18 protein-coding genes and 1 riboswitch are annotated in these 24,589 nt (G+C 63.9%); of the genes, 9 read left to right on the forward strand and 9 right to left on the reverse strand.

Annotated elements, in window-relative coordinates:
- Positions 1-18: 18 nt before the first annotated feature.
- Together DJFAAGMI_RS13880 and DJFAAGMI_RS13885 are read left to right on the forward strand one after the other, a co-directional pair.
- Positions 19-627 (forward strand): Maf family nucleotide pyrophosphatase, encoded by a 609-nt coding sequence (locus DJFAAGMI_RS13880; RefSeq protein ID WP_211457581.1) that lies wholly within the window; start codon positions 19-21, stop codon positions 625-627.
- Complete coding sequence (locus DJFAAGMI_RS13885) at positions 624-1,412, forward strand: SAM-dependent methyltransferase (RefSeq protein WP_211457582.1); 789 nt, start codon at positions 624-626, stop codon at positions 1,410-1,412. The genes DJFAAGMI_RS13880 and DJFAAGMI_RS13885 overlap by 4 nt, the downstream gene beginning before the upstream one ends.
- Before the next feature lie 97 nt (positions 1,413-1,509).
- Here DJFAAGMI_RS13885 and DJFAAGMI_RS13890 read toward each other — a convergent pair whose 3' ends face one another.
- Genes DJFAAGMI_RS13890 through DJFAAGMI_RS13905 form a run of 4 tightly spaced genes read right to left on the reverse strand, consistent with a single transcriptional unit; the run spans position 1,510 to position 4,629 of the window.
- Positions 1,510-2,556, reverse strand: coding sequence for a S49 family peptidase (locus DJFAAGMI_RS13890; RefSeq protein ID WP_043007675.1), 1,047 nt, complete (start codon positions 2,554-2,556; stop codon positions 1,510-1,512).
- 1 nt (position 2,557) lies between these two features.
- Positions 2,558-2,923 carry a Rieske (2Fe-2S) protein gene (locus DJFAAGMI_RS13895; protein ID WP_211457583.1) on the reverse strand — a complete coding sequence of 122 codons (366 nt, stop codon included), beginning with the start codon at positions 2,921-2,923 and terminating at the stop codon, positions 2,558-2,560.
- An 8-nt stretch (positions 2,924-2,931) separates the two neighbouring features.
- Complete coding sequence (locus DJFAAGMI_RS13900) at positions 2,932-3,615, reverse strand: HAD family hydrolase (protein ID WP_003058077.1); 684 nt, start codon at positions 3,613-3,615, stop codon at positions 2,932-2,934.
- 9 nt (positions 3,616-3,624) lie between these two features.
- Positions 3,625-4,629, reverse strand: a complete 1,005-nt coding sequence (locus DJFAAGMI_RS13905; protein ID WP_349305230.1) for an RluA family pseudouridine synthase — start codon at positions 4,627-4,629, stop codon at positions 3,625-3,627.
- Positions 4,630-5,214: 585 nt separating this feature from the next.
- On the opposite strand from DJFAAGMI_RS13905, the gene DJFAAGMI_RS13910 reads away from it, so the two are divergent.
- The 4 genes from DJFAAGMI_RS13910 to queF all read left to right on the forward strand — a co-directional run bounded on the left by DJFAAGMI_RS13910 (position 5,215) and on the right by queF (position 10,918).
- The gene (locus DJFAAGMI_RS13910) at positions 5,215-8,166 is read left to right on the forward strand and encodes an Rne/Rng family ribonuclease (RefSeq protein WP_211457585.1); all 2,952 of its coding nucleotides are present in this window, start codon (positions 5,215-5,217) and stop codon (positions 8,164-8,166) included.
- Between the two features lie 107 nt (positions 8,167-8,273).
- A complete protein-coding gene (gene yaaA, locus DJFAAGMI_RS13915) occupies positions 8,274-9,053 on the forward strand; it encodes a peroxide stress protein YaaA (protein ID WP_211457586.1) in 780 nt (259 codons plus the stop codon).
- A 45-nt stretch (positions 9,054-9,098) separates the two neighbouring features.
- Positions 9,099-9,998 (forward strand): 2OG-Fe(II) oxygenase, encoded by a 900-nt coding sequence (locus tag DJFAAGMI_RS13920; RefSeq protein ID WP_211457587.1) that lies wholly within the window; start codon positions 9,099-9,101, stop codon positions 9,996-9,998.
- A 74-nt stretch (positions 9,999-10,072) separates the two neighbouring features.
- Complete coding sequence (gene queF / locus DJFAAGMI_RS13925; protein ID WP_043007657.1) at positions 10,073-10,918, forward strand: NADPH-dependent 7-cyano-7-deazaguanine reductase QueF; 846 nt, start codon at positions 10,073-10,075, stop codon at positions 10,916-10,918.
- 98 nt (positions 10,919-11,016) lie between these two features.
- Here the strand turns inward: queF and DJFAAGMI_RS13930 are convergent, their stop codons facing one another.
- The 4 genes from DJFAAGMI_RS13930 to DJFAAGMI_RS13945 all read right to left on the reverse strand — a co-directional run bounded on the left by DJFAAGMI_RS13930 (position 11,017) and on the right by DJFAAGMI_RS13945 (position 18,077).
- Positions 11,017-13,377 (reverse strand): hypothetical protein, encoded by a 2,361-nt coding sequence (locus DJFAAGMI_RS13930; RefSeq protein ID WP_211457588.1) that lies wholly within the window; start codon positions 13,375-13,377, stop codon positions 11,017-11,019.
- 74 nt (positions 13,378-13,451) lie between these two features.
- Positions 13,452-15,008 carry a methyl-accepting chemotaxis protein gene (locus tag DJFAAGMI_RS13935; RefSeq protein ID WP_211457589.1) on the reverse strand — a complete coding sequence of 519 codons (1,557 nt, stop codon included), beginning with the start codon at positions 15,006-15,008 and terminating at the stop codon, positions 13,452-13,454.
- Positions 15,009-15,145: 137 nt separating this feature from the next.
- Positions 15,146-16,363: a DNA polymerase IV gene (gene dinB / locus DJFAAGMI_RS13940; protein WP_249334395.1), complete on the reverse strand. Its 1,218-nt coding sequence runs from the start codon at positions 16,361-16,363 to the stop codon at positions 15,146-15,148.
- 193 nt (positions 16,364-16,556) lie between these two features.
- Positions 16,557-18,077: an amino acid permease gene (locus tag DJFAAGMI_RS13945; RefSeq protein ID WP_249334313.1), complete on the reverse strand. Its 1,521-nt coding sequence runs from the start codon at positions 18,075-18,077 to the stop codon at positions 16,557-16,559.
- A gap of 531 nt (positions 18,078-18,608) precedes the next feature.
- Positions 18,609-18,708, forward strand: a riboswitch (glycine riboswitch).
- Positions 18,709-18,879: 171 nt separating this feature from the next.
- Here DJFAAGMI_RS13945 and DJFAAGMI_RS13950 point away from each other — a divergent pair.
- Together DJFAAGMI_RS13950 and DJFAAGMI_RS13955 are read left to right on the forward strand one after the other, a co-directional pair.
- Entirely contained in the window at positions 18,880-20,148 is a 1,269-nt protein-coding gene (locus DJFAAGMI_RS13950; protein ID WP_211457591.1) for a D-amino acid dehydrogenase, read from the forward strand.
- 100 nt (positions 20,149-20,248) lie between these two features.
- Complete coding sequence (locus DJFAAGMI_RS13955; protein ID WP_211457592.1) at positions 20,249-21,679, forward strand: amino acid permease; 1,431 nt, start codon at positions 20,249-20,251, stop codon at positions 21,677-21,679.
- Positions 21,680-21,823: 144 nt separating this feature from the next.
- On the opposite strand, the gene DJFAAGMI_RS13960 is transcribed toward DJFAAGMI_RS13955, so the two are convergent.
- A complete protein-coding gene (locus DJFAAGMI_RS13960; protein WP_211457593.1) occupies positions 21,824-22,756 on the reverse strand; it encodes a DMT family transporter in 933 nt (310 codons plus the stop codon).
- A 351-nt stretch (positions 22,757-23,107) separates the two neighbouring features.
- Here DJFAAGMI_RS13960 and nhaA point away from each other — a divergent pair, with 351 nt between their 5' ends.
- Positions 23,108-24,496: a Na+/H+ antiporter NhaA gene (gene nhaA / locus DJFAAGMI_RS13965; protein WP_211457594.1), complete on the forward strand. Its 1,389-nt coding sequence runs from the start codon at positions 23,108-23,110 to the stop codon at positions 24,494-24,496.
- Positions 24,497-24,589: the final 93 nt, after the last annotated feature.

Genomic DNA, 24,589 nt, shown 5'->3' on the forward strand with positions numbered 1-24,589 from the left:
GTGTAAGAGAATCCCGCAATGCCCGACTTATTGATTGCCGGACGACTTGAGCGTCCATTGATTCTTGGCTCCACCTCGCGCTACCGCCGCGAGTTGCTCAGCCGCCTGCAACTGCCGTTCGAGACGGTGTCTCCCGAAGTGGATGAAACCCCGCTCAGCGGCGAAACGCCCTACGAGCTAAGCCTGCGTCTGGCCATAGCCAAGGCACAGGCCGTGGCCCAGTTGCACCCCGGCGCCATCGTGATCGGCTCCGACCAGGTGCCCGAGCTCGACGGCCAGCCCCTGTCCAAGCCAGGCACCCACGAGCGCGCCACCGAGCAGCTGCGCCAGATGAGCGGCCGCCAGATGAATTTCCACACCGGCGTCTGCGTGAGCTGCGCCGAAACCGGCTTTGTGGAATCCAGCGTGGTCACGGTGCAAGTGCGCTTTCGCGAGCTGAACGACCTTGAGATCGAGCGCTATCTGCGTGCCGAGCAGCCTTATGACTGCGCAGGCTCGGCCAAGAGCGAGGGCCTGGGCATCGCCCTGCTGGATGCCATCGTCAGCGACGACCCCACGGCACTGATAGGCCTGCCGCTGATCCGCACCTGCCAGTTGCTGCGTTCTGCAGGAGTGGTTCTGCCATGAGCGACACATCTAAAAGCAAGGCCGGCACCCTTTATCTGGTGCCCGCTCCACTCGATTTCGGCTGCGAAAGCCAGACCGCACTGACCGAGGTGCTGCCCGAAGGCACGCTGCGCCGCGCCGCCTCCCTGACTCACTGGATCAGCGAAAATGCCAAGACGGCACGCGCCTATCTCAAGCGCATCGACGCCTTGTTCCCGCTCGCTGCGCCGCTGCAGGCCCAGAACATTGCCGAGCTGCCACGCGAAGCCCACAAAAAAGGCGACCACGGCAACAAGGGCGGCGCCGTCTTCGACCCCAAGCCCCTGTTGGCACCGGCACTGGCCGGGCAGGACATGGGCTTGATCAGCGAGGCGGGCATGCCCGCCGTGGCCGACCCGGGCAGCTCCATCGTGCGTGCCGCCCATGATCTGGGCATTCGCGTCGTACCGCTGACGGGACCCGTCTCGCTGCTGCTGGGCCTGGCTGCCAGCGGCCTCAACGGCCAGAACTTCGCCTTTGTCGGCTATGTGCCTCAGGATGGCGCCGAGCGCACGACCCGCATCAAGGAGCTGGAGAGCCTGGCCCTGCGCCAAGGCCAGACCCAGCAGTTCATCGAGACGCCTTACCGCAACGCAGCCCTCTGGCAGGCACTGCTGCAAACCTTGCAACCCAATACCAGACTGGCCCTGGCCAGCGGATTGACGCTCGAGACGGCACGCATCGAAAGCCATCTGGTGCGCGAGTGGCGCCAGCGCAATACACCTCCCGACAACCGAACACCGGTGGTGTTTGCCATAGGCCGCTAAGCGCCTGAGATAAAAAAGCCTGCGGCCAATACCACAGGCTTTTTTGATAGCTACCGACGCTTACCTGGTAAAGGTTAGCGGCCTTCCTTATGCTTTATCAGCGAATGCTGGGCATCAGGCCGCGCATGGCTTTGACCGAGCCCTCGCCGATGGCGGCGCCAAAGCGCTTGGCCAGACGTTCGGCCACATTGTCGCGGCGGGTGTAGTCGATGACTTCCTCGGCCTTGACCACCTCACGCGCCACATAGTCAAGGCTGCCCAGCTTGTCGGCCAGACCCAGCTCCACGGCCTGCTGACCGGTCCAGAACAGTCCGCTGAACATTTCGGGGGTCTCATGCAGGCGGTCACCGCGACCGGCCTTGACCACGCCGATGAACTGCTGGTGAATCTGCTCCAGCATCTGCAGCGCAAATTCCTTTTGCTGTGCCGACATGGGGCTGAAGGGGTCGAGAAAGCCCTTGTTCTCACCGGCCGTCAGCAGGCGACGCTCAACGCCGACCTTGTCCATCACGCCGGTAAAGCCAAAGCCGTCCATGAGCACGCCGATGCTGCCCACGATGCTGGCCTTGTCGACGAAGATCTCGTCGGCCGCCGCCGCAATGTAGTAGGCCGCCGAGGCGCAAGACTCCTCAACCACCGCATACAGAGGCTTGTTGTACTTGGCCTTGAGACGCGTCATCTCGTCGTTGATGATGCCCGCCTGCACGGGGCTGCCACCGGGCGAGTTGATCAGCAGCACCACGGCGCGCGAGCCGGAATCCTCAAAGGCGCTGCGCATGGCCGCCACCACGAACTCGGCACTGGCGTCCGCTCCCGAGGCGATCTCGCCCTTGATCTCCACCACCGCGGTATGGGGTGAGGTGCTGGTCTTGGTGGCCGTGTCCTTGAAGAACACCGCCCACAGCACCAGGAGCACCACCACGGACCACAGCAGACGGCTGAAAAAGCGCCAGCGCCGGGCCGCCCGCTGCTCCTTGATGGAGGCGAACACCAGCTTTTCCAGCACATCGCGCTCCCAGCCCCCGTTCCCGGAGGCCTTGGCCGCAGCGGCGGGCGCCTCAGCGGACGCAGCAGGCGCCTTGGACCAGAGGTCCGCGCCCGGCGTCACATGCGACTGGGAATCATGGTTGTCAGGAGTACTCATCTCAAAACTTCAGAGGTTTCAGTTGTGGCCCAGTATGCCAGTGCACCAAGCCACCGCTTTCGCTCAAGGCGATTTTTACCAGCCCGCCGCGGCAAGGACCGCCTGTACAGGCACCGCTGTCAGGTTCGTAGGCAGCTCCGTGGGTAGAACACAACAGCCAGCGACCGGAATCGTCAAAAAACTGACCTTCCTGGTAGTCCATTTCCATGGGGATATGGCTGCAGCGATTCAGATAGGCATGAACCTGCCCCTGGTAGCGAATCGCAAAAGCGCGGCTGCTCTGACCGGCATACAGCACATCAAAGCCCACCGCCCGGCCACCGTCGACCAGATCCGCACTGGCGCACAGCTCCACGGCATCTGTCATATCTGGCTTCACGCGTTGGCCAACAGCCAGGCCCGCAGTTGCGCTGCGGAATCGGCCACGAACAGCGGATCGAACTGGGCAAAGCCGTCGGGTGCATGGGCACCATAGGACACCCCTACACAGGCACAGCCGGCATTCTGCGCCATCTGCAAGTCATGCGTGGTGTCGCCGATCATCAGCGTGCGCTCGGGCTCCACACCGAATTCGGCCATCAGCTCGTGCAACATCAGCGGACTGGGCTTGCCGGCGGTCTCGTCGGCCGTGCGCGATCCGTCGAACAATCCCTTGAGCTGCGGGTCCTGAAGCGCATGGTTGAGCCCCATGCGGCTCTTGCCCGTGGCCACGGTCAGCCAGTGGCCGCGCTCGCGCAGCTCGGCAAGCAGAGGCAGGATGCCGTCAAACACGCAGATATCGTCCTGATGCTTGAAGAAGTGAAAGCGATAGCGATTGGCCAGCTCCGGGTATTTTTCGGGCGGTACATCGGGTGCCGCGCGGGCCAGGGCCGGCATCAGCGCCATGCCGATCACATAGGCTGCCTGCTCGTCGCTGGGCACGGTGCCACCCACATCACGCACCGCTTCCTGGATGCTGCGACTGATGATGGCCGTCGAGTCCGCCACGGTCCCATCCCAGTCGAATGCGATCAGATCGAAGCGGCGTGGTCGCCGGGCGCTATGGTTTTCAGTAGTCATGAAGCCTAGTCAGTTCACAAAATCCGCCAGCTCCGGCGGCAGCTCGGCGCGCAGCTCGACACGCTCGCCGCTGGCGGGATGATTGAACTGTAGCCGCCAGGCGTGCAGAAACATGCGTTTGAGCCCCTGCTTTTGCACACGACGGTTGAGATCAAAATCACCATATTTGTCGTCGCCCACGATGGGATGACCCTGCGATGACAGATGCACGCGAATCTGGTGGGTACGACCTGTCTTGATGGTCACCTCCAGCAGACTCATGGCAGGCAGACCCTGCAAGGGGCGCGGTTCGATCAGCTTTCTGACCTTGACCAGGGTGATGGAGCGCATTCCGTCCGGGTCATCGGCCGTGGTCACGCGCACGCGGCGCTCGCCGTCGGCCTGCAGATACTTGTGCAGCGGCAGGTCGATGACCTTCTTGTTGGCCGGCCAGGCCCCCTGCACCAGTGCCAGATAGGTCTTGCCGGTCTCGCGTTCGCGAAACTGGTCCTGCAGATTGATGAGTGCGGAGCGCTTTTTGGCGACCAGCAAAATGCCCGAGGTTTCGCGATCCAGTCGGTGCACCAGCTCGAGAAACTTGGCATCGGGACGCGCCTGGCGCAGTTGCTCGATGACGCCAAAGCTCACACCCGAGCCTCCATGCACGGCCACGCCGGCAGGCTTGGACAGAGCGATCATGTGTTCGTCATCCAACAGGGCGGGAAAGTCCTTAGCCGGTGCCGGGCGTTCCGCTTTTTCAGCCACTTTGTCGGAAATCCGGACCGGGGGAAGACGCACCACATCGCCGGGCTGAACCCGGGTCTCTGCACTCACGCGCCCCTTGTTGATCCGCACTTCACCACTGCGGATGATGCGGTAGACATGGGTCTTGGGCACCCCCTTGAGATGGCGCATGAGAAAGTTGTCGAGTCGCTGTCCGGCGGAGTCTTCATCGACCTCGATCAGCCGTACCGTGGCCGTGGCCGTATTCTGGGACCGGTCCTGTGCCGGTTTGCCCTCTATAATGTGTTTCACCTGTGCCGAGCTTAGTTGTAAGTGATTGATTCGCATGGAGTTTAGTCCAAACAATCATTTCCCACCGCACAGGCAGGTCGATGCCCGCCAGTTTTGCACACGCAAATTGCAGTCAAGATGAACTGCAGCAGCCTGTGAAAGCCTGGCAAAGGCTGACGAATTGAAACACTGATACGGAATCTCATACCGTGCAGTTGACCAGGCAAAAGCAGCCTGCAACTGTCGGTTCTCTCAACGAGCATGTGGATCTTTTGGACATTGCTGATCAACCTCTGGGGCAAGGCACGGCCGGCCCCCGGGACGAGTCATGTCTCGAAGAAACCACCCACCTCCCTAGCACGCGCGTCGGCTTCTTTTGTACCCCGTCTGCATGCGCGTCCTCTCCCGCTCGTCCCCCGGCCTGTACCTCCGCTACTGACTTGAGATCAGGCCAGTAGCGCCGCCCTGTACCGCCCCAGATTCCTCATCCGTTTCAACGCGTTCGTCTGGCATCACGGCTCCTGTTGAGCCTGTCTTTGATTACCAGTCAAAGGCACGTTGGTCTGTGACCAGCGTGCCCCATAAAACGAATAAAGGAAGCGCATCATGAAACGGATGCTGATTAACGCGACGCAGTCTGAAGAACGCCGCCTGGCCATTGTGGACGGCCAGAAGCTGCTGGACTACGAGATCGAAATCGAAGGTCGCGAACAACGCAAGGGCAATATTTACAAGGCCGTCGTGACCCGCGTCGAGCCTTCCCTCGAAGCCTGCTTCGTGGACTATGGCGAAGACCGCCACGGCTTTCTGCCCTTCAAGGAAATCTCCAAGCAATACTTTGCCGAAGGCGTCTCGCCCAGCCAGGCCCGCATCAACGACGTGATCCGAGAGGGTCAGGAGCTGATCGTCCAGGTCGAAAAGGAAGAGCGCGGCAACAAGGGCGCAGCCCTGACCACCTTCATCTCGCTGGCCGGCCGCTATGTGGTGCTGATGCCCAACAACCCCCGTGGCGGTGGCGTTTCGCGCCGCATCGAGGGCGAGGACCGCGCCGAGCTCAAGGAGGCCATGGACCAGCTCGAGTACCCCAAGGGCATGTCCATCATTGCGCGCACCGCCGGCATCGGCCGCTCGGCTCCCGAGCTGCAGTGGGACCTGAACTACCTGCTCAAGCTGTGGAGCGCCATCGACGGTGCCGCCAAGGCCTCCAAGGGCGCCTTCCTGATCTATCAGGAATCCAGCCTGGTGATCCGCGCCATCCGCGACTATTTCAACAATGACATCGGCGACATCCTGATCGACACCGATGACATCTACGAACAGGCCCAGCAGTTCATGGCACATGTGATGCCCGAGCATGCTGCCCGCGTCAAGCGCTACCGCGACGATGCCCCCCTGTTCTCGCGCTTCCAGATCGAGCATCAGATCGAGTCCGCCTATTCGCGTACCGTGACCCTGCCCTCGGGCGGCGCCATCGTGATCGACCACACCGAAGCCCTGGTCTCCGTGGACGTGAACTCGGCCCGCGCCATCAAGGGCGGCGATATCGAGGAAACCGCGACCCGCACCAACCTCGAGGCAGCCGACGAAGTGGCGCGCCAGATGCGCCTGCGCGACCTGGGCGGCCTGATCGTGATCGACTTCATCGACATGGAAGAGGCCAAGAACCGCCGCGAAGTGGAAAACCGCCTGCGCGATGCCCTGCGCCAGGACCGCGCCCGCGTGCAGTTCGGCACCATCAGCAAGTTCGGCCTGATGGAAATGAGCCGCCAGCGCCTCAAGCCCGCCTTGTCCGAGGGCGCCCACATCAACTGCCCGCGCTGCGGCGGCTCCGGCCACATCCGCGACACGGAAAGCTCTGCGCTGCAGATTCTGCGCATCATCCAGGAAGAGTCCATGAAGGACAACACGGCCGCCGTGCACTGCCAGGTGCCCGTGGAAGTGGCCTCCTTCCTGCTCAATGAGAAGCGCAGCGAAATCACCAAGATCGAGCTCAAGCAGCGCGTCAACGTGATCATGGTGCCCAACAAGTCCATGGACACGCCGCACTACAAGCTCGAGCGCCTCAAGCACGACGACTCGCGCCTGGAATCCATGGAAGCCAGCTACAAGCTGGCCGACGAGCCCGAAGAGGTGACCACCGTCACCCGCCGCTCGCAGGAACCCACCAACAAGCAGACTCCCGTCATCAAGGGGGTGCTGCCCGATGCTCCCGCGCCGATTGCCGAGCCACGTCCGCCCCGCCAGCCTCGCGCTGCCGCCGCGACACCCGCTCCCGTCGCGGCCCGCCCCGTGGTGCGCGAGCAAGGCTTCTTTGCCTGGCTCAAGAATCTGTTCGGCTTTGGCGCACCGGCTCCCGTGGCAGCGCCCGCCCCCGCAGCCGAGGCTGCCGCTCCCGCCGCCCGTGAAGGCAGCCGCGACGGCCGCCGAAGCGAAGGCCGTGGCGGTGACCGCAACCGCCGTGGCGGCGACCGCAACAGCACCGAGCGCACTGGTGCCGAACGTGGAGACCGCAACAACCGCCGCAATGCCCAGGGCCGTGACGAGCAGCAACGCAACGAGCGTCCCGAGCAGCAACAGCGCCAGGACCGCCCCGAGCGCGGCAACCGCCGCGGTGGCGAACGCAACGAGCGCCGCGACGACCGCCAGCCCCAGGTGGCAGAAGCCGCGCTGAATGGCGAAGAGTTCAATACTCAGGCCGCAGCCCCCAAGCCCGAGCGCAACCGCCAGGAACGCGGTGAACGTTCGGAACGCAATGAGCGCGGCGAACGCGGTGAAGGCCGCCGCGAGCGCCAGAATCGCAACGCCGATGCCCAGCCTGCCATGCAGCAGGCCGTGGCCGACGAAGCGGCGCTGAACACTGCCCAAGTCGAGGGTTCTGACGCTCAGGTGCAGGATGGCGCACAAGGCGGCGAGGCTCGCGAGCCCCGTCAGCGCCGTTCGCGCGACCGCTATGGCCGTGACCGCCGCGACCGTGCACCGCGCGACGCCCAGGCAGAAGGCCAGGCTGCCGAGCAGACAGCCGAAGCCCAGGCCCCGGTCGAAGTGCCTGCCGCAGACGCTGGCGAGCAGCCGGCACGCCGCAGCTACTTTGATGCTGTTGCACCTCAGGCTCAGGCAGAACAAGTGCCTGTTGCTGCAGAAGTGCAGGCACCCGTGGTTGCAGAAGAAGCCGCGGTGGCTGTCGCTCCTGCGGCAGAGCCCGTGCAGCCCGTGCAGGCAGAGCCTGCCGCAGCCGCAGTCGAGCCTGTGGCTGAGACCGTGGCTCCTGCCCCCGCAGTCGCAACGCCCAAGGCACAGAGCTATGCGCTGCCGATTGCAGAGCTGCAAGCCCTGGCAGCCGCATCGGGTCTGGAATGGATCAACTCCGATGCCGAAAAGATCGCCGCCGTCCAGGCTGCGATTGCCGCCGAGCCCAAGCCTGTGCGCATTCCGCGCGAGCGCCCGCCCGTGGTGGTGCTCGACGAAGGCCCGCTGATTCTCGTCGAGACCCGCAAGGATCTGAGCCTGATGCAGCTGCCGTTCGAGAAGGAAGAACAGGCTGCAGGCGCCAACGCCTAAGCAGACTGCCTTCCGGCATCACAGGGCCAAGGGGACTGTCCACTTCCGTGGATGGGGCCTTGGCCCTTTTTCATGCGCCCTTTCTTTGATTGAGTGAACGTCAAGCCATGTTGTTTCTGATCTCTCCGGCCAAATCGCTGGACTATGAAAGCCCTATTCCCGCCGAGCTGCCACACACGCTGCCGGTATTCAAGAAGCAGCCCCTGGAACTGATCGAAGTGCTGCGCGAGAAGTCGCCCCAGCAGATTTCCGAGCTCATGAGCATCAGCGACAAGCTGGCCGTGCTCAATGTCGGCCGCTACGAAGCGTTCAGTGCCAGGTTCACCGTCAAGAACTCGCGCCAGGCCGTGCTGGCCTTCAATGGCGATGTCTACGAAGGCCTGGATGCCGCCAGCCTCAAGCCCCGGGAGCTGGACTGGGCCCAGGAGCATGTCGTGATCCTGAGCGGCCTCTATGGCGTGCTGCGCCCGCTGGACCTGCTGCAGCCTTATCGCCTGGAGATGGGCACCCGGCTGGAAAACGCCAAGGGCAGCAACCTCTATCAGTTCTGGGGAACCCAGATTGCCGATTATCTGAACGAGCGTGGTGACGCCCAGGCCGAGCCCATTGTCGTCAACCTGGCATCGCAGGAATATTTCAAGGCCGTGGATCTCAAGACGCTCAAGGCCCCCGTGGTCGAATGCGTTTTCGAGGACTTCAAGGGCGGCAAGTACAAGATCATCAGCTTCCATGCCAAGCGCGCGCGCGGGCTGATGGTGCGCTGGGCCGTACAGCACAAGGCCAGGAAGGTGGCCGACCTGCGCAAGTTCGATCTGGAAGGCTATGCGCTGGCCGAGCAGGCCAGCACGCCCGGCAAGCTGGTGTTCCGCCGCAAGCTGCAAGACTGACGCCGCGCATTGAAATCGGCATCAGTGCACACTAGCATTGTCGACATGAGCACCTCCACCCAAGACGAGTTCGTCACACCTCCCGGCCTGACACCCGAGCTGATGCAATGGGTGCGCACGCAAAGCGCCTCCGGCGTGCCGCTGCCATCGCTGCTGCAATCCATGCGCAAGGCGGGCTGGGCCGAGCATCTGGCACGCCGGGCACTGGCCCTGCCCGAAGAAGGCGAGCTGCCCCAGGCGTTCGCGGCAGCCAGGCCCGAGGCCGGGGTGAGCGTGCAGATTCACGAGTCCGGCGTGCCCGAGCCCGATCTGCACACCGATCCCTGTTGCATCAACACCGGCGATCGCGAGGTCCATGTGCTGATGAATATGCGTCACCCCAGGGTCGTGGTGTTCGGCAACCTGCTCTCCGACGAGGAGTGCGATGCCATCATCGCCGCCGCCGGCCCGCGCATGCAGCGCTCGCTGACCGTGGACAACCAGAGCGGTGGCGAGGCCGTCAACGACGATCGCACCAGCAATGGCATGTTCTTCCAGCGCGGAGAAAACGAGCTCATCGGCCGTGTGGAGCAGCGCATTGCCAAGCTGCTGAACTGGCCGCTGGAAAACGGCGAAGGCATGCAGGTGCTGCACTACCGGCCAGGTGCCGAATACAAGCCGCATTACGATTACTTCGCCCCCAACGAGCCCGGCACGCCGACCATACTCAAGCGTGGCGGCCAGCGTGTGGGAACCCTGGTCATGTATCTCAACGAGCCCGCGCGCGGCGGCGCAACCACCTTTCCCGATGTAGGGCTGCAGGTCGTGCCGCGCCGTGGCAATGCCGTATTCTTCAGCTACAACCGGCCCGACCCGGCGACCAAGACCCTGCACGGCGGCGCTCCCGTGCTGGAAGGCGAAAAATGGATTGCCACCAAGTGGCTACGCGAACGAGAGTTCAAGTAAAAACAGGCTCTAGCCCTTACCCATAAAGCGCCAGCAGCTATCTTTTTTACTGCTGGCCATTTTGTTTTTGAATCATGCACACCCCTGAACAATCGCAGCTGGGCAAAAGCTCGGCCTATGTGGACCAGTACGACGCGTCCCTGCTCTTTCCCCTGCCACGCCTGACCAAGCGCGAGGAAATCGGCGCCGCCATCAACCCGCCGTTCTTTGGCGCCGATCTGTGGACCTCATTCGAAGTTTCCTGGCTCAATCTGCGCGGCAAGCCTCAGGTGGCACTGGCGCATTTCACCATCCCCTGCGAAACGCCCAACCTGATCGAAAGCAAGTCCTTCAAGCTGTATCTGAACAGCTTCAACAACACCCGCTTTGCCGATGCCAGCGAGGTGCTGGCGCGCCTGCGCACCGATCTGTCCGAAGCCACCTGGCGCGGCAGCGAGGCCCAGGGCAGCGTGGGCGTGCGGCTGCTGGAAGTGGAGCAGTTCGATGCCCAGCAAGTGCATGAGCTGGACGGTCTGCTGCTGGACCGCCTCGATGTGGAATGCACACGGTACACGCCGGCTCCCGAGCTGCTGCGTGCCAACCACGACGAAGCCCCCGTCAGCGAGACCCTGGTCAGCAATCTGCTCAAGAGCAACTGCCTGGTCACCGGCCAGCCCGACTGGGGCAGCGTGCAGATTCAATACAGCGGTGCGCAAATCGAGCAGGAAGGTCTGCTGCAGTACCTGGTGAGCTTTCGCAACCACAACGAATTCCATGAGCAATGCGTGGAGCGCATCTTCATGGACATCTGGACCCGCTGCAAACCCATCAAGCTGGCCGTCTACGCCCGCTACACGCGCCGCGGCGGCCTGGACATCAACCCCTTCCGCACCAGCCACCCGGGCGCCCTGCCCGCCAATGTGCGCACGGCACGCCAGTAACACCGACACGACCCAATAATCAGGGGCAGCAATCAAGGGCCGCCCCGTCGCAAGGCTGCCATCCCCTCAGCGAGAAGCCGCAAAGCGGCTCAGGGAGATCAATTCTTCCAAGGGCAGTCATCCTGCCCCAGCAAAGCCTCTGCATAGCGCAGATCCTGAATGCGCAGCCACAGCCCGTTCATGCCCTGGCGCAGAGGCTCGACGGCAGCACGCTGCCAGGTCTGCGCCACCACCAGCTGACGCGCCGCTGCGGGCTCTGACGGGGGCTTGTGAACCGCACTGGCCTCGCCCTGCAGCCCCGCTTCCTCAGGCAAGGGCAGATCCTGCCAATGCAGGCCCTGAGCATCCCAGCCCTGCAGCACCGGCATGCGCGCCTTGAGCGTCAGCGTGCGCACTTCCTTTTCCACGGGGTTGAGCCAGTGCAGCTGCCATTGACCCAGCTCGCCGTAGCGTGTCTCCACCGGCTCCAGCAAGGCCCAGCCCTCGCCTGAAGGATGAGGACAGGCGCAGGGCCCGACACCGCAGAACGCCAGGCCGCTGCGCGTCATGATCACGCCGTCCTTGCGAGGTTCATCATGCTGCCAATAGTGGTTGACGCGCTCGTTCACGCCGCCCCACCACCAGACGGTGTCACCGCGCACATCGTCGCGCCAGACATAGTCACCGTCGGAGCAGGGATGCTGGATCTGCCCGACCTCGCGCCAGCGCGGCAGCAACTGCCAGCGCCCTTGCGCATCGGGCGCCAGTTCACGCTCGGAGTAAAGCGGGCGCCAGTCGGGTCTTGCCAGATGGCTGGCCGATACGGACTGCAAAGGCCAGCGCCAGGATGCCGTCGAGGGGTCCCAGTCCTTGTCCGCCAGACTGGCCGTCAGCGCCAGCACGCGCAGGCGAGCGGCCATGCCGCCCTTGACCGACGGCACAGCGGCCAGCCGCACCACGGGCCAGGGCAGGTCCACGCTTTGCAGGCGCTCCCCGTCCCAGACCTGCAGGCTGCCGCTGCCACCGCGAATCGGTGCACGGCCGTGCGGCATGAGAATCGCCCAGCGCCCCTGCACGATCACATGTTCCAGCGCCCAGGTGCCGGGCAAATGGCGTTCACCCCATTGCAGGTTGTAGGCCGCCGTTTCGCCCAGCTCCTCCCGGGCGGGCTTGGACAGGGTCCAGATCAGGCGCTGCCCCTTGAGGGGCTTGCTCTGCGCGCGCCACAGCGCGGGCTGCGCCGGATCACGCAGCCAGTCGAAGCACAAGGGAAGCGAGGGTTTGAGGATGGGCAGGCCATCGCGCTGATGGGCAGCGCAGACATCCACTTCGCTCATGGCGCAACTGATGCTGGTGCCATCGTGCAGGCGCTCGGTCTCGGGCATATCGAGCTGCACTCTCTGCAGCAGCAGTTCATTGAGCCAGCTCAGCGGCAAAACCGCTGGCGCTTGCGGCTCGCTCGGCGGCTCAAAATCCGGCAGGCCCAGGGCCCAGGGCTTGCGATCCTCGGGCATCAGCTGCGGCCATTGCTGCCAGCCTCGCTCCATGGTCCAGACGGCCAGCCGCAGGCTGGCCTGGCTGGCATCGCCCTGGGTAGGGTAGGCATAGAGCGCAAAGGCCTGGGCATCGGCACGCCAGACCATGCTGTGGCTCTCGTCCAGCACCCAGGGCTGGGCGGCCTCACCCAGCATCAGTTGCCAGTGCGGATTCTGCAGCGGAGCCATGGGGTAGCGCAGCTTGCGCAGCGAAGCCGGCCAGTGGCGCTGCAGCAGCACCGGCGGCACCGGAGTGGGCTGAGCCGGTTGCGGCAGAGTCGGCATGGGCCGGGCGACTTCGGCCGGCAGGCAGTCTGCCGGCACCCAGAGATCCACCACCTGCAGCAGAGGCTGCGGCTGCGCAGCCATATGCTCGCCCAGCCAGGCCTCGAAGCTGGCATCGGACATGATCACATGCGCATCGTCGGCAATGCCGCTTTCGTTGATGCTCTCGCCACTCCAGCGCGGCATGCGCCAATGGATGGCATCCAGCAGCTCGCCTTCAGGCTTGCTGATCACCCAGCTGCGACGTGATTTGCGGTCGACCAGATGAGCGGCCTCGCTGTCGTAAAAGCCCGTGCGCAGCCAGCGCCCGTCATAGGAGGTGTGCATGTCCATCTCCCAGACATGGGGCAGATAGACGCCGTCCGCACACAGCACGTCGCCATAGATGGGGCCTCCCATGCCGCGCTCGCCATGGGGGCGAAAATTCACATCCCGGTTGGACTCCGACGCCGTATCCGCCTGCGCCGCAAGCTCTTGATCGGAGAGCGTCTGCGCCGCAACCTCCGACGCCGTTCTGGCCTGGGCCACGGACGGCTCGGCCTCCTGCTGGGCAGTTGCAGACGACGTGGGTCTGGCGTCAGCGCGCAAACGCGATATCAGCCAGATCAGCAAACACAGGGCCAGCGCCGCAATGGCGATCAGGGTCAGCACAACACTCATGCCGCAATCCTACCGAAAGCCGATGCGAAAAAGGCAGCTCCACGGCTGCCTTTTCAGAGCAAGACCACAAAAGCCTAGAGATGGAACACGTCCACCGAACGCTCCAGTGTCTTGGCACTCTGGCGCAGCGATTGCGCTGCACTGGTCGACTGCTCCACCAGCGCCGCATTCTGTTGAGTCACGGAGTCGAGCTGGGCCACGGCCTCGTTGACCTGGGAGATGCCTATCGACTGCTCACGCGTGGCAATGCTGATCTGGTGCACCAGGGAGCCGACCTTGTCCACGGCCTGCACCATGCCGTCTATGGTCTGGCCTGCGGCACGCATGCGCGCGTTGCCGTCGTTGATGCCATCGACCGTGCGGTTGATGAGCACGCTGATCTCCTTGGCCGCCTCGGCACTGCGCTGGGCCAGTGCCCGCACCTCGCCCGCCACCACGGCAAAGCCGCGCCCCTGCTCGCCAGCCCGCGCCGCTTCCACGGCCGCGTTCAGCGCCAGCAGATTGGTCTGGAAGGCAATGCTCTCGATCACGCCAATGATTTCGCTCATGCGGGTGGAGGAGCCGCGGATATGCTCCATAGCCTGCCCCACTTCGCTGATGGCCGTGCCGCTGCGGCTGGCCACCTTGCTGCTCTCGTCGCTGGCGCCGGCCATGAACTGTGCCGTATCGGCCGTCTGCGACACGGTGCCCGAAATTTCCTCCATCGAGGCCGCCGTCTGCTGCAGGCTGGTGGCCTGCGACTCGGTACGCCCCGCCAGATCGAAACTGCTCTGGGCGATTTCATGGGCGGTCTGGGCAAAACCTTGCACCTCGGTACGCACATCGCCCACCACGGCGCGCAGATTGATCTGAATCTGCTGCAGCCTCAGCATCAGCGCCCCCATGGCGCCGCTATAGCTCTGGTTGCATTCGGTGCTCAGATTGCAGGCCGCCACATCGGCTGCAAAGCGGCTGGCTTCCTCCAGCCCCGCCACACAGCGCTGCTGAAAGCGCCACAGCACGAACGCACCGCCGACAACCAGGCTTGCAGCACGCCAGCCCCAGGCCGCCGCGCCCTGCCAGCCCAGCATATCGGGCAGCATGGCGATCAAGGCCACGATGGCCAGCAGCCAGGCCATGCGCGCCACCAGGCCCACATCCTTGCGGCCATCCCACCAGCCCATCAGCCCCAGACGGCGCACCGCACCTGCGCGCAGGCGGAAACTGGTCCGGGCCTGCTTTTCCTCGTCACGCATGCGCGCGTACAGCGCTTCGGCTGCGGCCACTTCGGCGACCGAAGGCTTGGTGCGTACCGACAGATAGCCGCTGGGTTTGCCGCCCTCCATGATGGGCGTGACATTGGCGCGCACCCAGTAGTGATCGCCGTTCTTGCGGCGGTTCTTGACCAGTGCCGTCCAGGGGTAGCCATGGGCGATGGTGCGCCACATGTCCTTGAAGGCGGCGGCCGGCATGTCGGGATGGCGGATCAGATTGTGCGGCTGGCCGATCAGCTCTTCATAGCCATAACCGCTGACGCGCACGAAGGCCGGGTTGCAATGCGTGATCTCGCCCTTGGTGTTGGTGCTGGAGACCAGCAGCTCATCGCCCGGAAAGTCGTAGTTTTGTTGAGATACCGGCAGGTTCAGGCGCATGCTTTGCACTCCTCCAATAGGCCTATGTAGTTTTTGTTCGAGAGTGAGCGATCAGGCATCCCGTCGACAGCTGGTTAACCAGATACACAAATTCACACTTGGATCATCGCACAGCGATGATTCCCGAGCCTACAGGCTCAGAACAGAGATGCGGTATAGGGATCCAAATGCTTGACCGAGGTCAAACCATGAGGCCTGAGCAGCAACTCTCGCGCCACCGGATCGTGGGCACTGGCGTGCCAGAGCGGTTCGGCTATCAGGCCCGAGACCTTGACCCCCAGCAACCTGATGCGCTTGCCAAGCGGCACGCGCTTGAGGCATTGGCCTGCGGTCAGGCGGATGGCGGCCGCATCCTGTATCGGCAGGTTCAGGGTCTGGTCCCGCGTGGCGATCCTGAAATCGTCATAGCGCAGCTTGATGCCCACCGTGCGCCCCACATAGCCCTTGCGCCGCAGATCCTCGGCCAGCCGCTCGCACAGGTCCGTGAAGATGGCACCCAGCTCGGCCTTGTCGCGCACGGCATGCAGATCGCGCTCGAAGGTGGTCTCGCGGCTCATGGACACCGGTTCGCTCTCGGTCACCACGGCGCGTTCGTCGCGCCCCCAGGCCGACTCGTGCAGCCAGTGGCCATAGCTTTTGCCAAACCAGTGCAGCAGTTGCGGCAGGCTTTGCGCGGCCAGGTCGCCGATGGTTTCGATACCCAGACCCTTGAGCTTGGCATCGGCCTTGGGCCCTATGCCGTTGACCTTGCGGCAGGCCAGCGGCCAGATCCGGCTTTGCAGATCTTCGGGCTGGACGATGGAGATGCCGTTGGGCTTGTTGAACTCGCTGGCCATCTTGGCCAGCAGCTTGTTGGGCGCCACGCCGACCGAGCAGGTCAGGCCCGTGGCGTCGAAGATGGATTTCTGGATCAGCCGGGCCAGCACGCGCCCGCCTTCGCGCTGGCCACCGGGCACGTCGGTGAAGTCGATGTAGACCTCGTCCACGCCACGGTTCTCCATGAGCGGCGCAATCGACACGATGATCTCTTTGAAGGCCCGCGAAAAGCGCCGGTACTCGCCAAAGTCCACGGGCAGAAGAATCGCCTGCGGGCACAGCCTGGCGGCCTTCATCATGCCCATGGCCGAGCCCACGCCGAACTGCCGGGCCGCATAGGTGGCCGTGGTGATCACGCCGCGCCCCGTGTAATCGCGCAGCAGCGGAAAGTCAGCCACCGGGATCTCGGACAGCGGCCGCCCCGCATGGCGCGCCAGCAGTTCCTCGTCAAAGCTGCGCCGCCCTCCACCGATCACCACCGGCAGCCCCTTGAGCTGCGGGTAGCGCAGCAGCTCCACGGAGGCGTAGAACGCATCCATGTCCAGATGCGCTATGCGCCTGGGCCTGGACTCGGGGCTGGTGGGTAGATCGCTCACAGTGCCGATTTTGCCTGCGCTGGCAAGAGACGGCAGCCATGCGTCAAACAAGCACACGGGCACCGGGAAACAGCAAGCAGCGCCAGCCCCTGCCGCTACCCCTTCCCGCCTGGAGAAGGGGAAGGCTTAAACCGCCTCAGGACGACACCTTGCCCTGCTTGATGTCTTCGAGCTCGTCAAAGCGCATATCGGCATAGCTGACCCAGGTCTTGCGCTTGACCAGCCAGTAACCCAGCCAGAACAACAGGAACAGCGGAATGCCCAGATAGGTCGAGACCACGCCGCCCCAATCGATGCGATCTTCCAGGAAGGCCTGGTAGTTCTGGCCCAGCGTCACCACCAGACACAGCACAAAGGCAAAGATGGGTCCGAAGGGGAAGGCGCCGGCCTTGTAGGGCAGCAGGCCCACATCATGACCATGCATGACATAGCCGCGACGGAAGCGATAGTGGCTGACGGCAATGCCCAGCCAGACGATGAACTCCGTCATGCCGGCCAGGTTCAGCAGCCAGATATAGACGGCCTGCGGGCTGTAGAGCGAGGAAAACAGGCACAGGCTGGCGACCAGCGTGCTGCCGATCAAGGCCACCAGCGGCACGCCGTTCTGGGTCAGCCGGGAGAAGATGCGCGGTGCATTGCCCTCGGTTGCCATGTTGTAGAGCATGCGCGTGGCCGCATACATGCCCGAGTTGCCGGCCGACAGCACTGAGGTCAGGATCACCGCATTCATCACCGTGGCCGCCGACAGCAGGCCCGCATGCTGGAACACCAGCGTGAACGGGCTCACGGCAATATCGGCCACATCGGTGCGCAGCAGCTGCGGATCGGTATAGGGAATCAGAAAGCCGATGACGATAATCGCCAGCACATAGAAGAGCAGGATGCGCCAGAACACCTGACGAATCGCACGCGGCACGTTCTCGCGCGGATTCTCGGATTCGCCCGCCGCCACGCCCACCAGCTCCGTGCCCTGGAAGGAATAGGCCACGATCATGGCCACGCCCACAAAGGTCGCGAAATTGCCGACGAATGGCGCATCGCCCGTGGTCCAGTTCTCAAAACCGGGAACATGGCCGTTGCTGATGATGCCGAACAGAATCAGCACGCCGGTGATCAGAAAGGCCACCACGGCCAGCACCTTGATCAGCGCGAACCAGTACTCGGCCTCGGCAAAGCCGCGCGCGGAAAACGCGTTCAGCCCCACCATCAGCAGCAGGAACAGGCCGCTCCAGAGGATGCCCGGCACATTGGGAAACCAGTAGGCCATGACCAGCTGCGAGGCCACCAGATCCACCGCCACCACCACGGCCCAGCTGAACCAGAAGTTCCAGCCCAGCGCAAAGCCGAAGCCTCGATCCACATAGCGCGAGGCATAGGTCGAGAAGGAACCAGCCACCGGCATGAAGGCGGCCAGCTCGCCCAGGCTGGTCATGATGTAGTAGACCATGATGCCGATGAGCAGATAGGTGAGCACGGCACCGCCCGGGCCGATCTGGGCGATGGCCGAGCCGGAGGCCACAAACAGGCCCGTGCCGATGGCGCCGCCAATGGCGATCATGCTCAGGTGGCGCTGCTTGAGCACCCGGTGCAAGCGGGGCTGGTTATCGTCACCATCGCCAGTCGGCGCGAGCTGCTGGCTTGAGTTGGGTTGGGACATAAATGTCTTGTTGTAATGGTTTGCGCCCATCCGGACAAAACACCCAACCATCCCGCAGGCGCTGCGACAGGCAACGCAAAAAGGCGACCATGACGGTCGCGGGCAACAAGGACAAAGGAACGAAGCCATGACAGCAGAACGCCATGGCGGATAGGCCAGTTGCATCCTGAATCGGCAGCCACCCCGGTCGGGCGCTTCAATGGCAAAGCGGTGATATCGCCGGGCCCATTGACAGGCAAAGACGATATTTTGCCCAAATCCACCGCAGGCCATGAGCCGTCATGTCAATGCAGGGGTTGACTCTGGGGCTGCTCAGCGGCACTTGACAGCGCCTGACGCTATGAATTCGGAAGCGTCTTACGCTTGAATAAATTCACTTTCCTTATGAAAACACATGAAAATCTTTAAAGAGCAAGCGCTAGCCGCTATCAAATAAAAGAATCGCAGCACGACCTGCCCCGGCGCAGAACCCTAGAAAACCCGAATATCCAGGCGCCGCCATTCTTCCTACATTCGCCACAGGCTCTCAGCCCGGTGATGCCGAGAGAGACTGCAGCGCAAACTTGGCGCATGCAGCGCCGAAGGAGCAACCGCCCCGGAAACTCTCAGGCCAAAGGATCGGCATCGCTTTCACACACTCTGAAGAATGTCCGGACGTCATCGTCCGCCGGGCATACCGAAGGAGCAAGCGAGCAGCGCCCCAGGGTGCTGCCTCGTGAATCTCTCAGGTCCAGAACAGAGGGGGCGTCCGCTGCGCATGTTGCGCACGGGCTCCACCCTTGACGTTTCTGGAATCTGAATCATGAAGACAATCGCCGTCATCGGCGGTGGCATCACGGGCGTGACCACCGCCTACGCCCTCGCACGCCGCGGATTTTCCGTCACCCTGTTCGAGAAGCAGCGCTATGCCGCCATGGAGACCTCGTTCGCCAATGGCGGCCAGCTCTCGGCCTCGAATGCCGAGGTCTGGACCCACTGGTCCACCATCGTCAAAGGCCTCAAGTGGATGCTCAAGAGCGATGCTCCGCTGCTGCTCAACCCCAAGCCCGGCTGGCACAAGATTTCCTGGTTCTGCCAGTTTCTCGCTGCCATCCCCCACTACCAGAAGAACACCGTGGAGACCGCCAGGCTGGCGATTGCGGCACGCGAGCACCTGTTCGAATGGGCTGCCGCCGAAGGCATTGACTTCGATCTGAAGCAAAAAGGCATCCTGCATATCTACCGCGACCGCGCCGGCTTCGAACATGCGGGAAAGGTCTCGCAGCTGCTCGCCCTGGGCGGGCTGGAGCGCCGCGCCGTCACGCCCGATGAAATGAAGGCCATCGAGCCGACCCTGTCCGGAACCTTCTATGGCGGCTACTTCACCGAGAGCGACTCCACCGGCGACATCCACAAGTTCACCAGCGGCCTGGCCGCCGCCTGCGAGCGACTGGGCGTGCAATGCCGCTACGGCCAGGAAATCGTGTCGGTGAACAGCAACGGCAAACAGGCCAGCGTGACCGTGCGCCAGGGTCTGGAGGCCGAGACCTCGACCTTCGACGCCATGGTGGTCTGCGCGGGCACGGCCAGCCGCGCGCTGGCCGCCCAGCTGGGCGACAGCGTCAACATCTACCCTGTCAAAGGCTACTCCATCACGGTCAATCTGCCGGACCAAGCCAGCCGCGCCGCAGCTCCCGTCGTGAGCCTGCTGGACGACGAGACCAAGCTGGTCACCAGCCGCCTGGGCGAGGATCGCTTCCGCGTGGCCGGCACGGCGGAGTTCAACGGCTACAACAAGGACATCCGCGCCGACCGCATCCGCCCGCTCATCGAATGGGTGCAGCAATGCTTCCCGGGCGTCAGCACGCGCAGCGTCGTGCCCTGGGCGGGCCTGCGCCCCATGATGCCGGACATGCTGCCGCGCGTGGGCCCTGGCAACAAGCCCTGCGTGTTCTACAACACCGGCCACGGCCATCTGGGCTGGACCTTGTCGGCCGTCACCGCCGACATGGTCGGCGACCTCGTGCTGCAGTCCATGGGCAGCGCCAGCAGGCAGCCCCGACCGGCCACGCTGACCACCGCCAGCGCCTGACCACGACCTGAAAACCTCATCAACAAGCCAGACACGGCAGCCGCAGCGCCCCGTGAGGGACGGCTGTTGCCGTGTGAATGGCAAAACGGAGACATACAACATGAGTCGAAATCATCCAAGCGCAGCCGGGGAGTCGCTGCAGCAGACAGGTGAGCTGGAGCGCGGCCTCAAGGACCGGCATATCCAGCTGATCGCCCTGGGCGGCGCCATTGGCGTGGGCCTGTTCCTGGGCTCGGCCAAGGCAATCCACAAGGCCGGGCCGCTGCTGCTGGTCAGCTACGCCATCGCGGGGCTGGCCATCTTCTTCATCATGCGGGCGCTGGGCGAGTTGCTGGTGCACCGCCCGGTGGCCGGCTCTTTTGCCACCTATGCCGAAACCTATGTCAGCCCCTGGGCCGGATTCGTCACCGGCTGGACCTACTGGTTCACCTGGGTGGTGACGGGCATGGCCGAGCTCACGGCCATAGGCATCTACACCCACTACTGGTTTCCGGCCATTCCGCAATGGGTTCCGGCGCTCGCCACCCTGGCCCTGCTGCTGGGCGTGAATCTGATTGCGGTCAAGGTCTTTGGCGAGCTGGAATTCTGGTTCGCGCTGATCAAGGTCGTGACCATCGTGGCCACGCTGGTGCTGGGCGTGGCCATCATCACCACGGGCTGGGGACCGCTGGGCCAGACGGCAAGCTTCGCCAATCTCTGGTCGCACGGAGGCTTCGCGCCCGTGGGCATGGTGGGCGTGGTCTTCACCTTGCAGATCGCCTGCTTTGCCTATACCGGCGTGGAGCTGATAGGCGTGACGGCGGGCGAGGCCGAGTCGCCCGAGAAAGTGCTGCCCCGTGCCACCAACAGCATCGTCTACCGGATTCTGATCTTCTATATCGGCGCCCTGGTGGTCATCATGTCGCTGGTGCCCTGGAACGAGCTAAGCCCCGACATGAGCCCCTTCGTCCATGTCTTCGACAAGCTGGGCATTCCTGCAGCCGCCGGCATCATCAACTTCGTGGTCATCACCGCCGCCGCCTCTTCATGCAACAGCGGCATCTTCAGCACGGGCCGCATGCTCTACACGCTGGCGCAATTCAAGCAGGCGCCCGCCAGGCTGGGCCGGGTCAATGCGCGCCATGTGCCTGCGGCCGGCATTGTGATCTCTGCGGCATTCATGCTGCTTGGCGTGGTGCTGAACTATCTGGTGCCCGAGGAGGCCTTCATCTACGTGACCAGCATTGCCACCATCGGCGCCGTCTGGACCTGGGGCATCATCGTCTTTGCCCATCTGCGCTATCGCCGCGCCGTCAGGCTGGGTCATGCCGCTGCCGTGGCCTATCGCATGCCCGGCGCGCCGTTCACCAACTGGTTTGTGCTGGCCTTTCTGGCCGTGGTGCTGGTCTGCCTGTCGCTGGATGCCAGCACCCGCGTGGCGCTGTATATCGCGCCCCTGTGGTTTGCCCTGCTGACGATCGGATACCGGCTCTATGCGGTCAAGCCCGAGCGCCGCCAAAGCCTGGCGCAGACACAACAGCAAGCCGCCTGAGGCGCAGTACAGCCGTACCGTGGATGCCATGGATGCCAGGGCAGAACGCTATTGATTCAGGAGCTTCTTGCGCTCTTTCTTGCTTTATTTAAAGGACTTTTTGCTTTGAAAATGAGCAGTGGAAAGCGCAGGAAGCTATTGAAATCAGAGCTGCAGACAGATCAGCACCAGGCCCAGCATCATCAGCGCCATGCCCAGCTTTTCCGTCGGCGACAGCTTCTCGCTGAACACCTTGCGCGAGACGATATAGCTGAACACCACCTCCACCATGCCCAGGGTGCGCACGGCAGCGGCCCCCTGCATGGCATAGGCGGTGAACCAGGCCAGCGAGGCTGCAGCGCCCATGCTGCCGGCCAGCAGCGAGATGCGCCAGGCCTTGAAGATGGGACGCAGGCCCTGCTCATGGGTTCTGGCAATCCAGGCGCTCATGACGACGGACTGCATGGTCTGCGCGATCAGCACGCCCCAGGCCCCGGACAGCCAGGGCGAGCTCACGCCCAGTGTTGCGATCTCGACCGCGCCGCCGCGAAAGCCCACCGTGGCCAGCGCAAAGCAGGCACCGCAGATCAGACCGTACACCGAGGATTTGCTGGTCCAGGCCGAGAGCGTGAAAAGCTGCCCGCGCGGCGGCAGCGACAGCATCAGCACGCCCACCGTGGCCAGCACCATGGCCAGCAGCGCCAGACGGGTCGGCAGCTCATGCAGGAACATGGCGGCAAACAGGGCCACCTGCAGCACCTCGGTCTTGGACAGCGTGACCGCCACGGCAAAGTTGCGCTCCTTCATGGCCATCAGCAAGGCCGCCGTGGCCGCGACCTGAAAGAAGGCTCCGAGCGCAATCCAGCCCAGATAGGCGGCACTGAACTTCGGCAGCACCAGGGACGGATCGCCCAGCGCATACAGCGCCAGCAGATAGACGGCGGCGAACGGCAGGCCGTAGAGAAAGCGCACCAGCGTGGCCGGCAGGGTGCCGACCTGTGCCGTCAGCGAGCGCTGGGCCGTGTTGCGCACCGTCTGCGCCGCCGCGGCAAACAGCACCACGCCCACCCACAAATATTCCATTCCTATGCCCGACATGACACGCCTTCTCTCTCGTTAGCGCGCCAGCATAGCGCCGGCTGCCGGACGGCGCTGACGTGATTCGTGCAGTCCACCCGCTTGAGCCAAGGCGACGCGAACCGCGAGAGGCAACCGTCCTGATGGCGAAGTCTGCTTCCCCGCAAATAAACCCCATATCCAGACCATTGCTGCATCTTTAGCTACAATTCCAGCCGGGTGCCCGTCACACAAGGTGGCGATGGCAGGTGAATGTTCATGCGCAGGTCGGGCCGCCAGCGCGCCAGTCGTTTGCAGTGCTGACTGCACCAAGAGGCATGAGCTCGGGTGCAATACACCTGTCGGCAGACGACTTCAGACACCTACCGACACATGGACCCACAAACACTTGTGCAGGCCCCTGCGCCTTCTGCATCCCAAAATTCACCCCGCATCCCCGCGCTGCAATCCGCCACCGAACGCGTGCAGGCGCAAATCTCGCACCTGCTGCATATCGAATCCTTTGCCGGCATGGTGCTCATGCTGGCCGCCGCCGTCGCCCTGATCTGGGCCAATTCGGCTGCGGCGCCAAGCTACTTTGCACTGTGGCATGCGCCCGTCGCGCTGACGCTGGGGCCGTGGAGCTTCAGCACCGATCTGCATTTCATCGTCAACGATGTGCTGATGACGGTGTTCTTCCTGGTCGTGGGCATGGAGATCCGGCGCGAGCTGCACAACGGCGCGCTGGCCAGCCTGCGCCAGGCCAGTCTGCCGCTGATCGCTGCCATCGGCGGCGTGGCCGTGCCCGCGCTCATCTACGTGGCCCTGGCGGGCAATGACAGGACGCTGCTCAACGGCTGGGCAATTCCGACGGCGACCGACATCGCGTTTGCCGTGGGCGTGCTGGCCTTGCTGGGTCGCAATATTCCGGGAGCGCTGCGCATCTTCCTGCTGGCCCTGGCCATCATCGACGACATCGTGGCCGTGCTCATCATCGCCTTCTTCTACTCGGGCGGGCTGCAGGCCATGGGCTTTGTGGTGGCCGCAGCCGGCGTACTGCTGGTGCTGCTGTTCAACCGCATGGGCATTGCCGCCGCTCCTCTGTATGTGCTGCCCGGAGCCGTTCTCTGGTTCGGCCTGCTCAAGACCGGTGCACATCCCACCCTGGCAGGCGTGGTGCTGGGCCTGATGACGCCCGTCTTTACCCGCCCTACCCCCATGCCACTGCTGATCACCGCACAGACGGCCATGCGCAAGGCCGGCGAGCAGGTGCTCAGCGGGCGGCCCGATCCGCAACACCTGCTGCAGGAGTTGCGTACCGCCCAGTTCGCACAGCGCGACCTGCTGCCGCCTGCGCTGCGCCTGCCCATGATTCTTCATCCCTGGGTGGCTTTCTGCGTCATGCCCATCTTTGCGCTGGCCAATGCCGGCGTGCAGTTCTCGGGCATAGACCTGAGCGCTGCTGCACCGCAGACCACGGCCATGGCCGTGCTGGTGGCCCTGGTGCTGGGCAAGCCCCTGGGGGTCTTCATCTGTACCTGGCTGGCCGTCAGAAGCGGGCTGTGCAGCCTGCCCGAGGGCCTGAACTGGCGCGGCGTGCTGCTGGTGGGCCTGCTGGCCGGCATCGGCTTTACCATGTCCATCTTTGTCGGCGGTCTGGCCTTTGCGGATGCCTCCCTGCTGGGTGCGGCCAAGCTGGGCATTCTGGCCGGCTCGGCCGTCGCCGCCTTGCTGGGACTGGGCTATGGCTTTGCCATGCGCAAGCGCCTGCGGTGCACATAAGCACTTCCCGATCACGATGCCCGACCGGACTCGGGGCTGACAAGCGCCCCTGATCAACGAACTGCAGCCGCCAGGCGCGATGAGCGACTGGCG

The organism is Comamonas brasiliensis (assembly GCF_018292285.1).
GTDB classification, from domain to species: Bacteria; Pseudomonadota; Gammaproteobacteria; order Burkholderiales; family Burkholderiaceae_C; genus Comamonas; species Comamonas brasiliensis.

Coding starts and splice junctions, on each gene's coding strand:
- DJFAAGMI_RS13890 (WP_043007675.1), bottom strand. CDS start 2,556: ATGAGTACTCCTGACAACCATGATTCCCAGTCGCATGTGACGCCGGGC.
- DJFAAGMI_RS13900 (WP_003058077.1), bottom strand. CDS start 3,615: ATGACTACTGAAAACCATAGCGCCCGGCGACCACGCCGCTTCGATCTG.
- DJFAAGMI_RS13910 (WP_211457585.1), top strand. CDS start 5,215: ATGAAACGGATGCTGATTAACGCGACGCAGTCTGAAGAACGCCGCCTG.
- DJFAAGMI_RS13945 (WP_249334313.1), bottom strand. CDS start 18,077: ATGTCCCAACCCAACTCAAGCCAGCAGCTCGCGCCGACTGGCGATGGT.
- DJFAAGMI_RS13960 (WP_211457593.1), bottom strand. CDS start 22,756: ATGTCGGGCATAGGAATGGAATATTTGTGGGTGGGCGTGGTGCTGTTT.
- yaaA (WP_211457586.1), top strand. CDS start 8,274: ATGTTGTTTCTGATCTCTCCGGCCAAATCGCTGGACTATGAAAGCCCT.
- DJFAAGMI_RS13935 (WP_211457589.1), bottom strand. CDS start 15,008: ATGCGCCTGAACCTGCCGGTATCTCAACAAAACTACGACTTTCCGGGC.
- queF (WP_043007657.1), top strand. CDS start 10,073: ATGCACACCCCTGAACAATCGCAGCTGGGCAAAAGCTCGGCCTATGTG.
- DJFAAGMI_RS13955 (WP_211457592.1), top strand. CDS start 20,249: ATGAGTCGAAATCATCCAAGCGCAGCCGGGGAGTCGCTGCAGCAGACA.
- DJFAAGMI_RS13895 (WP_211457583.1), bottom strand. CDS start 2,923: ATGACAGATGCCGTGGAGCTGTGCGCCAGTGCGGATCTGGTCGACGGT.
- DJFAAGMI_RS13950 (WP_211457591.1), top strand. CDS start 18,880: ATGAAGACAATCGCCGTCATCGGCGGTGGCATCACGGGCGTGACCACC.
- dinB (WP_249334395.1), bottom strand. CDS start 16,363: ATGGATGCGTTCTACGCCTCCGTGGAGCTGCTGCGCTACCCGCAGCTC.
- nhaA (WP_211457594.1), top strand. CDS start 23,108: ATGGACCCACAAACACTTGTGCAGGCCCCTGCGCCTTCTGCATCCCAA.
- DJFAAGMI_RS13920 (WP_211457587.1), top strand. CDS start 9,099: ATGAGCACCTCCACCCAAGACGAGTTCGTCACACCTCCCGGCCTGACA.
- DJFAAGMI_RS13885 (WP_211457582.1), top strand. CDS start 624: ATGAGCGACACATCTAAAAGCAAGGCCGGCACCCTTTATCTGGTGCCC.
- DJFAAGMI_RS13930 (WP_211457588.1), bottom strand. CDS start 13,377: ATGAGTGTTGTGCTGACCCTGATCGCCATTGCGGCGCTGGCCCTGTGT.
- DJFAAGMI_RS13880 (WP_211457581.1), top strand. CDS start 19: ATGCCCGACTTATTGATTGCCGGACGACTTGAGCGTCCATTGATTCTT.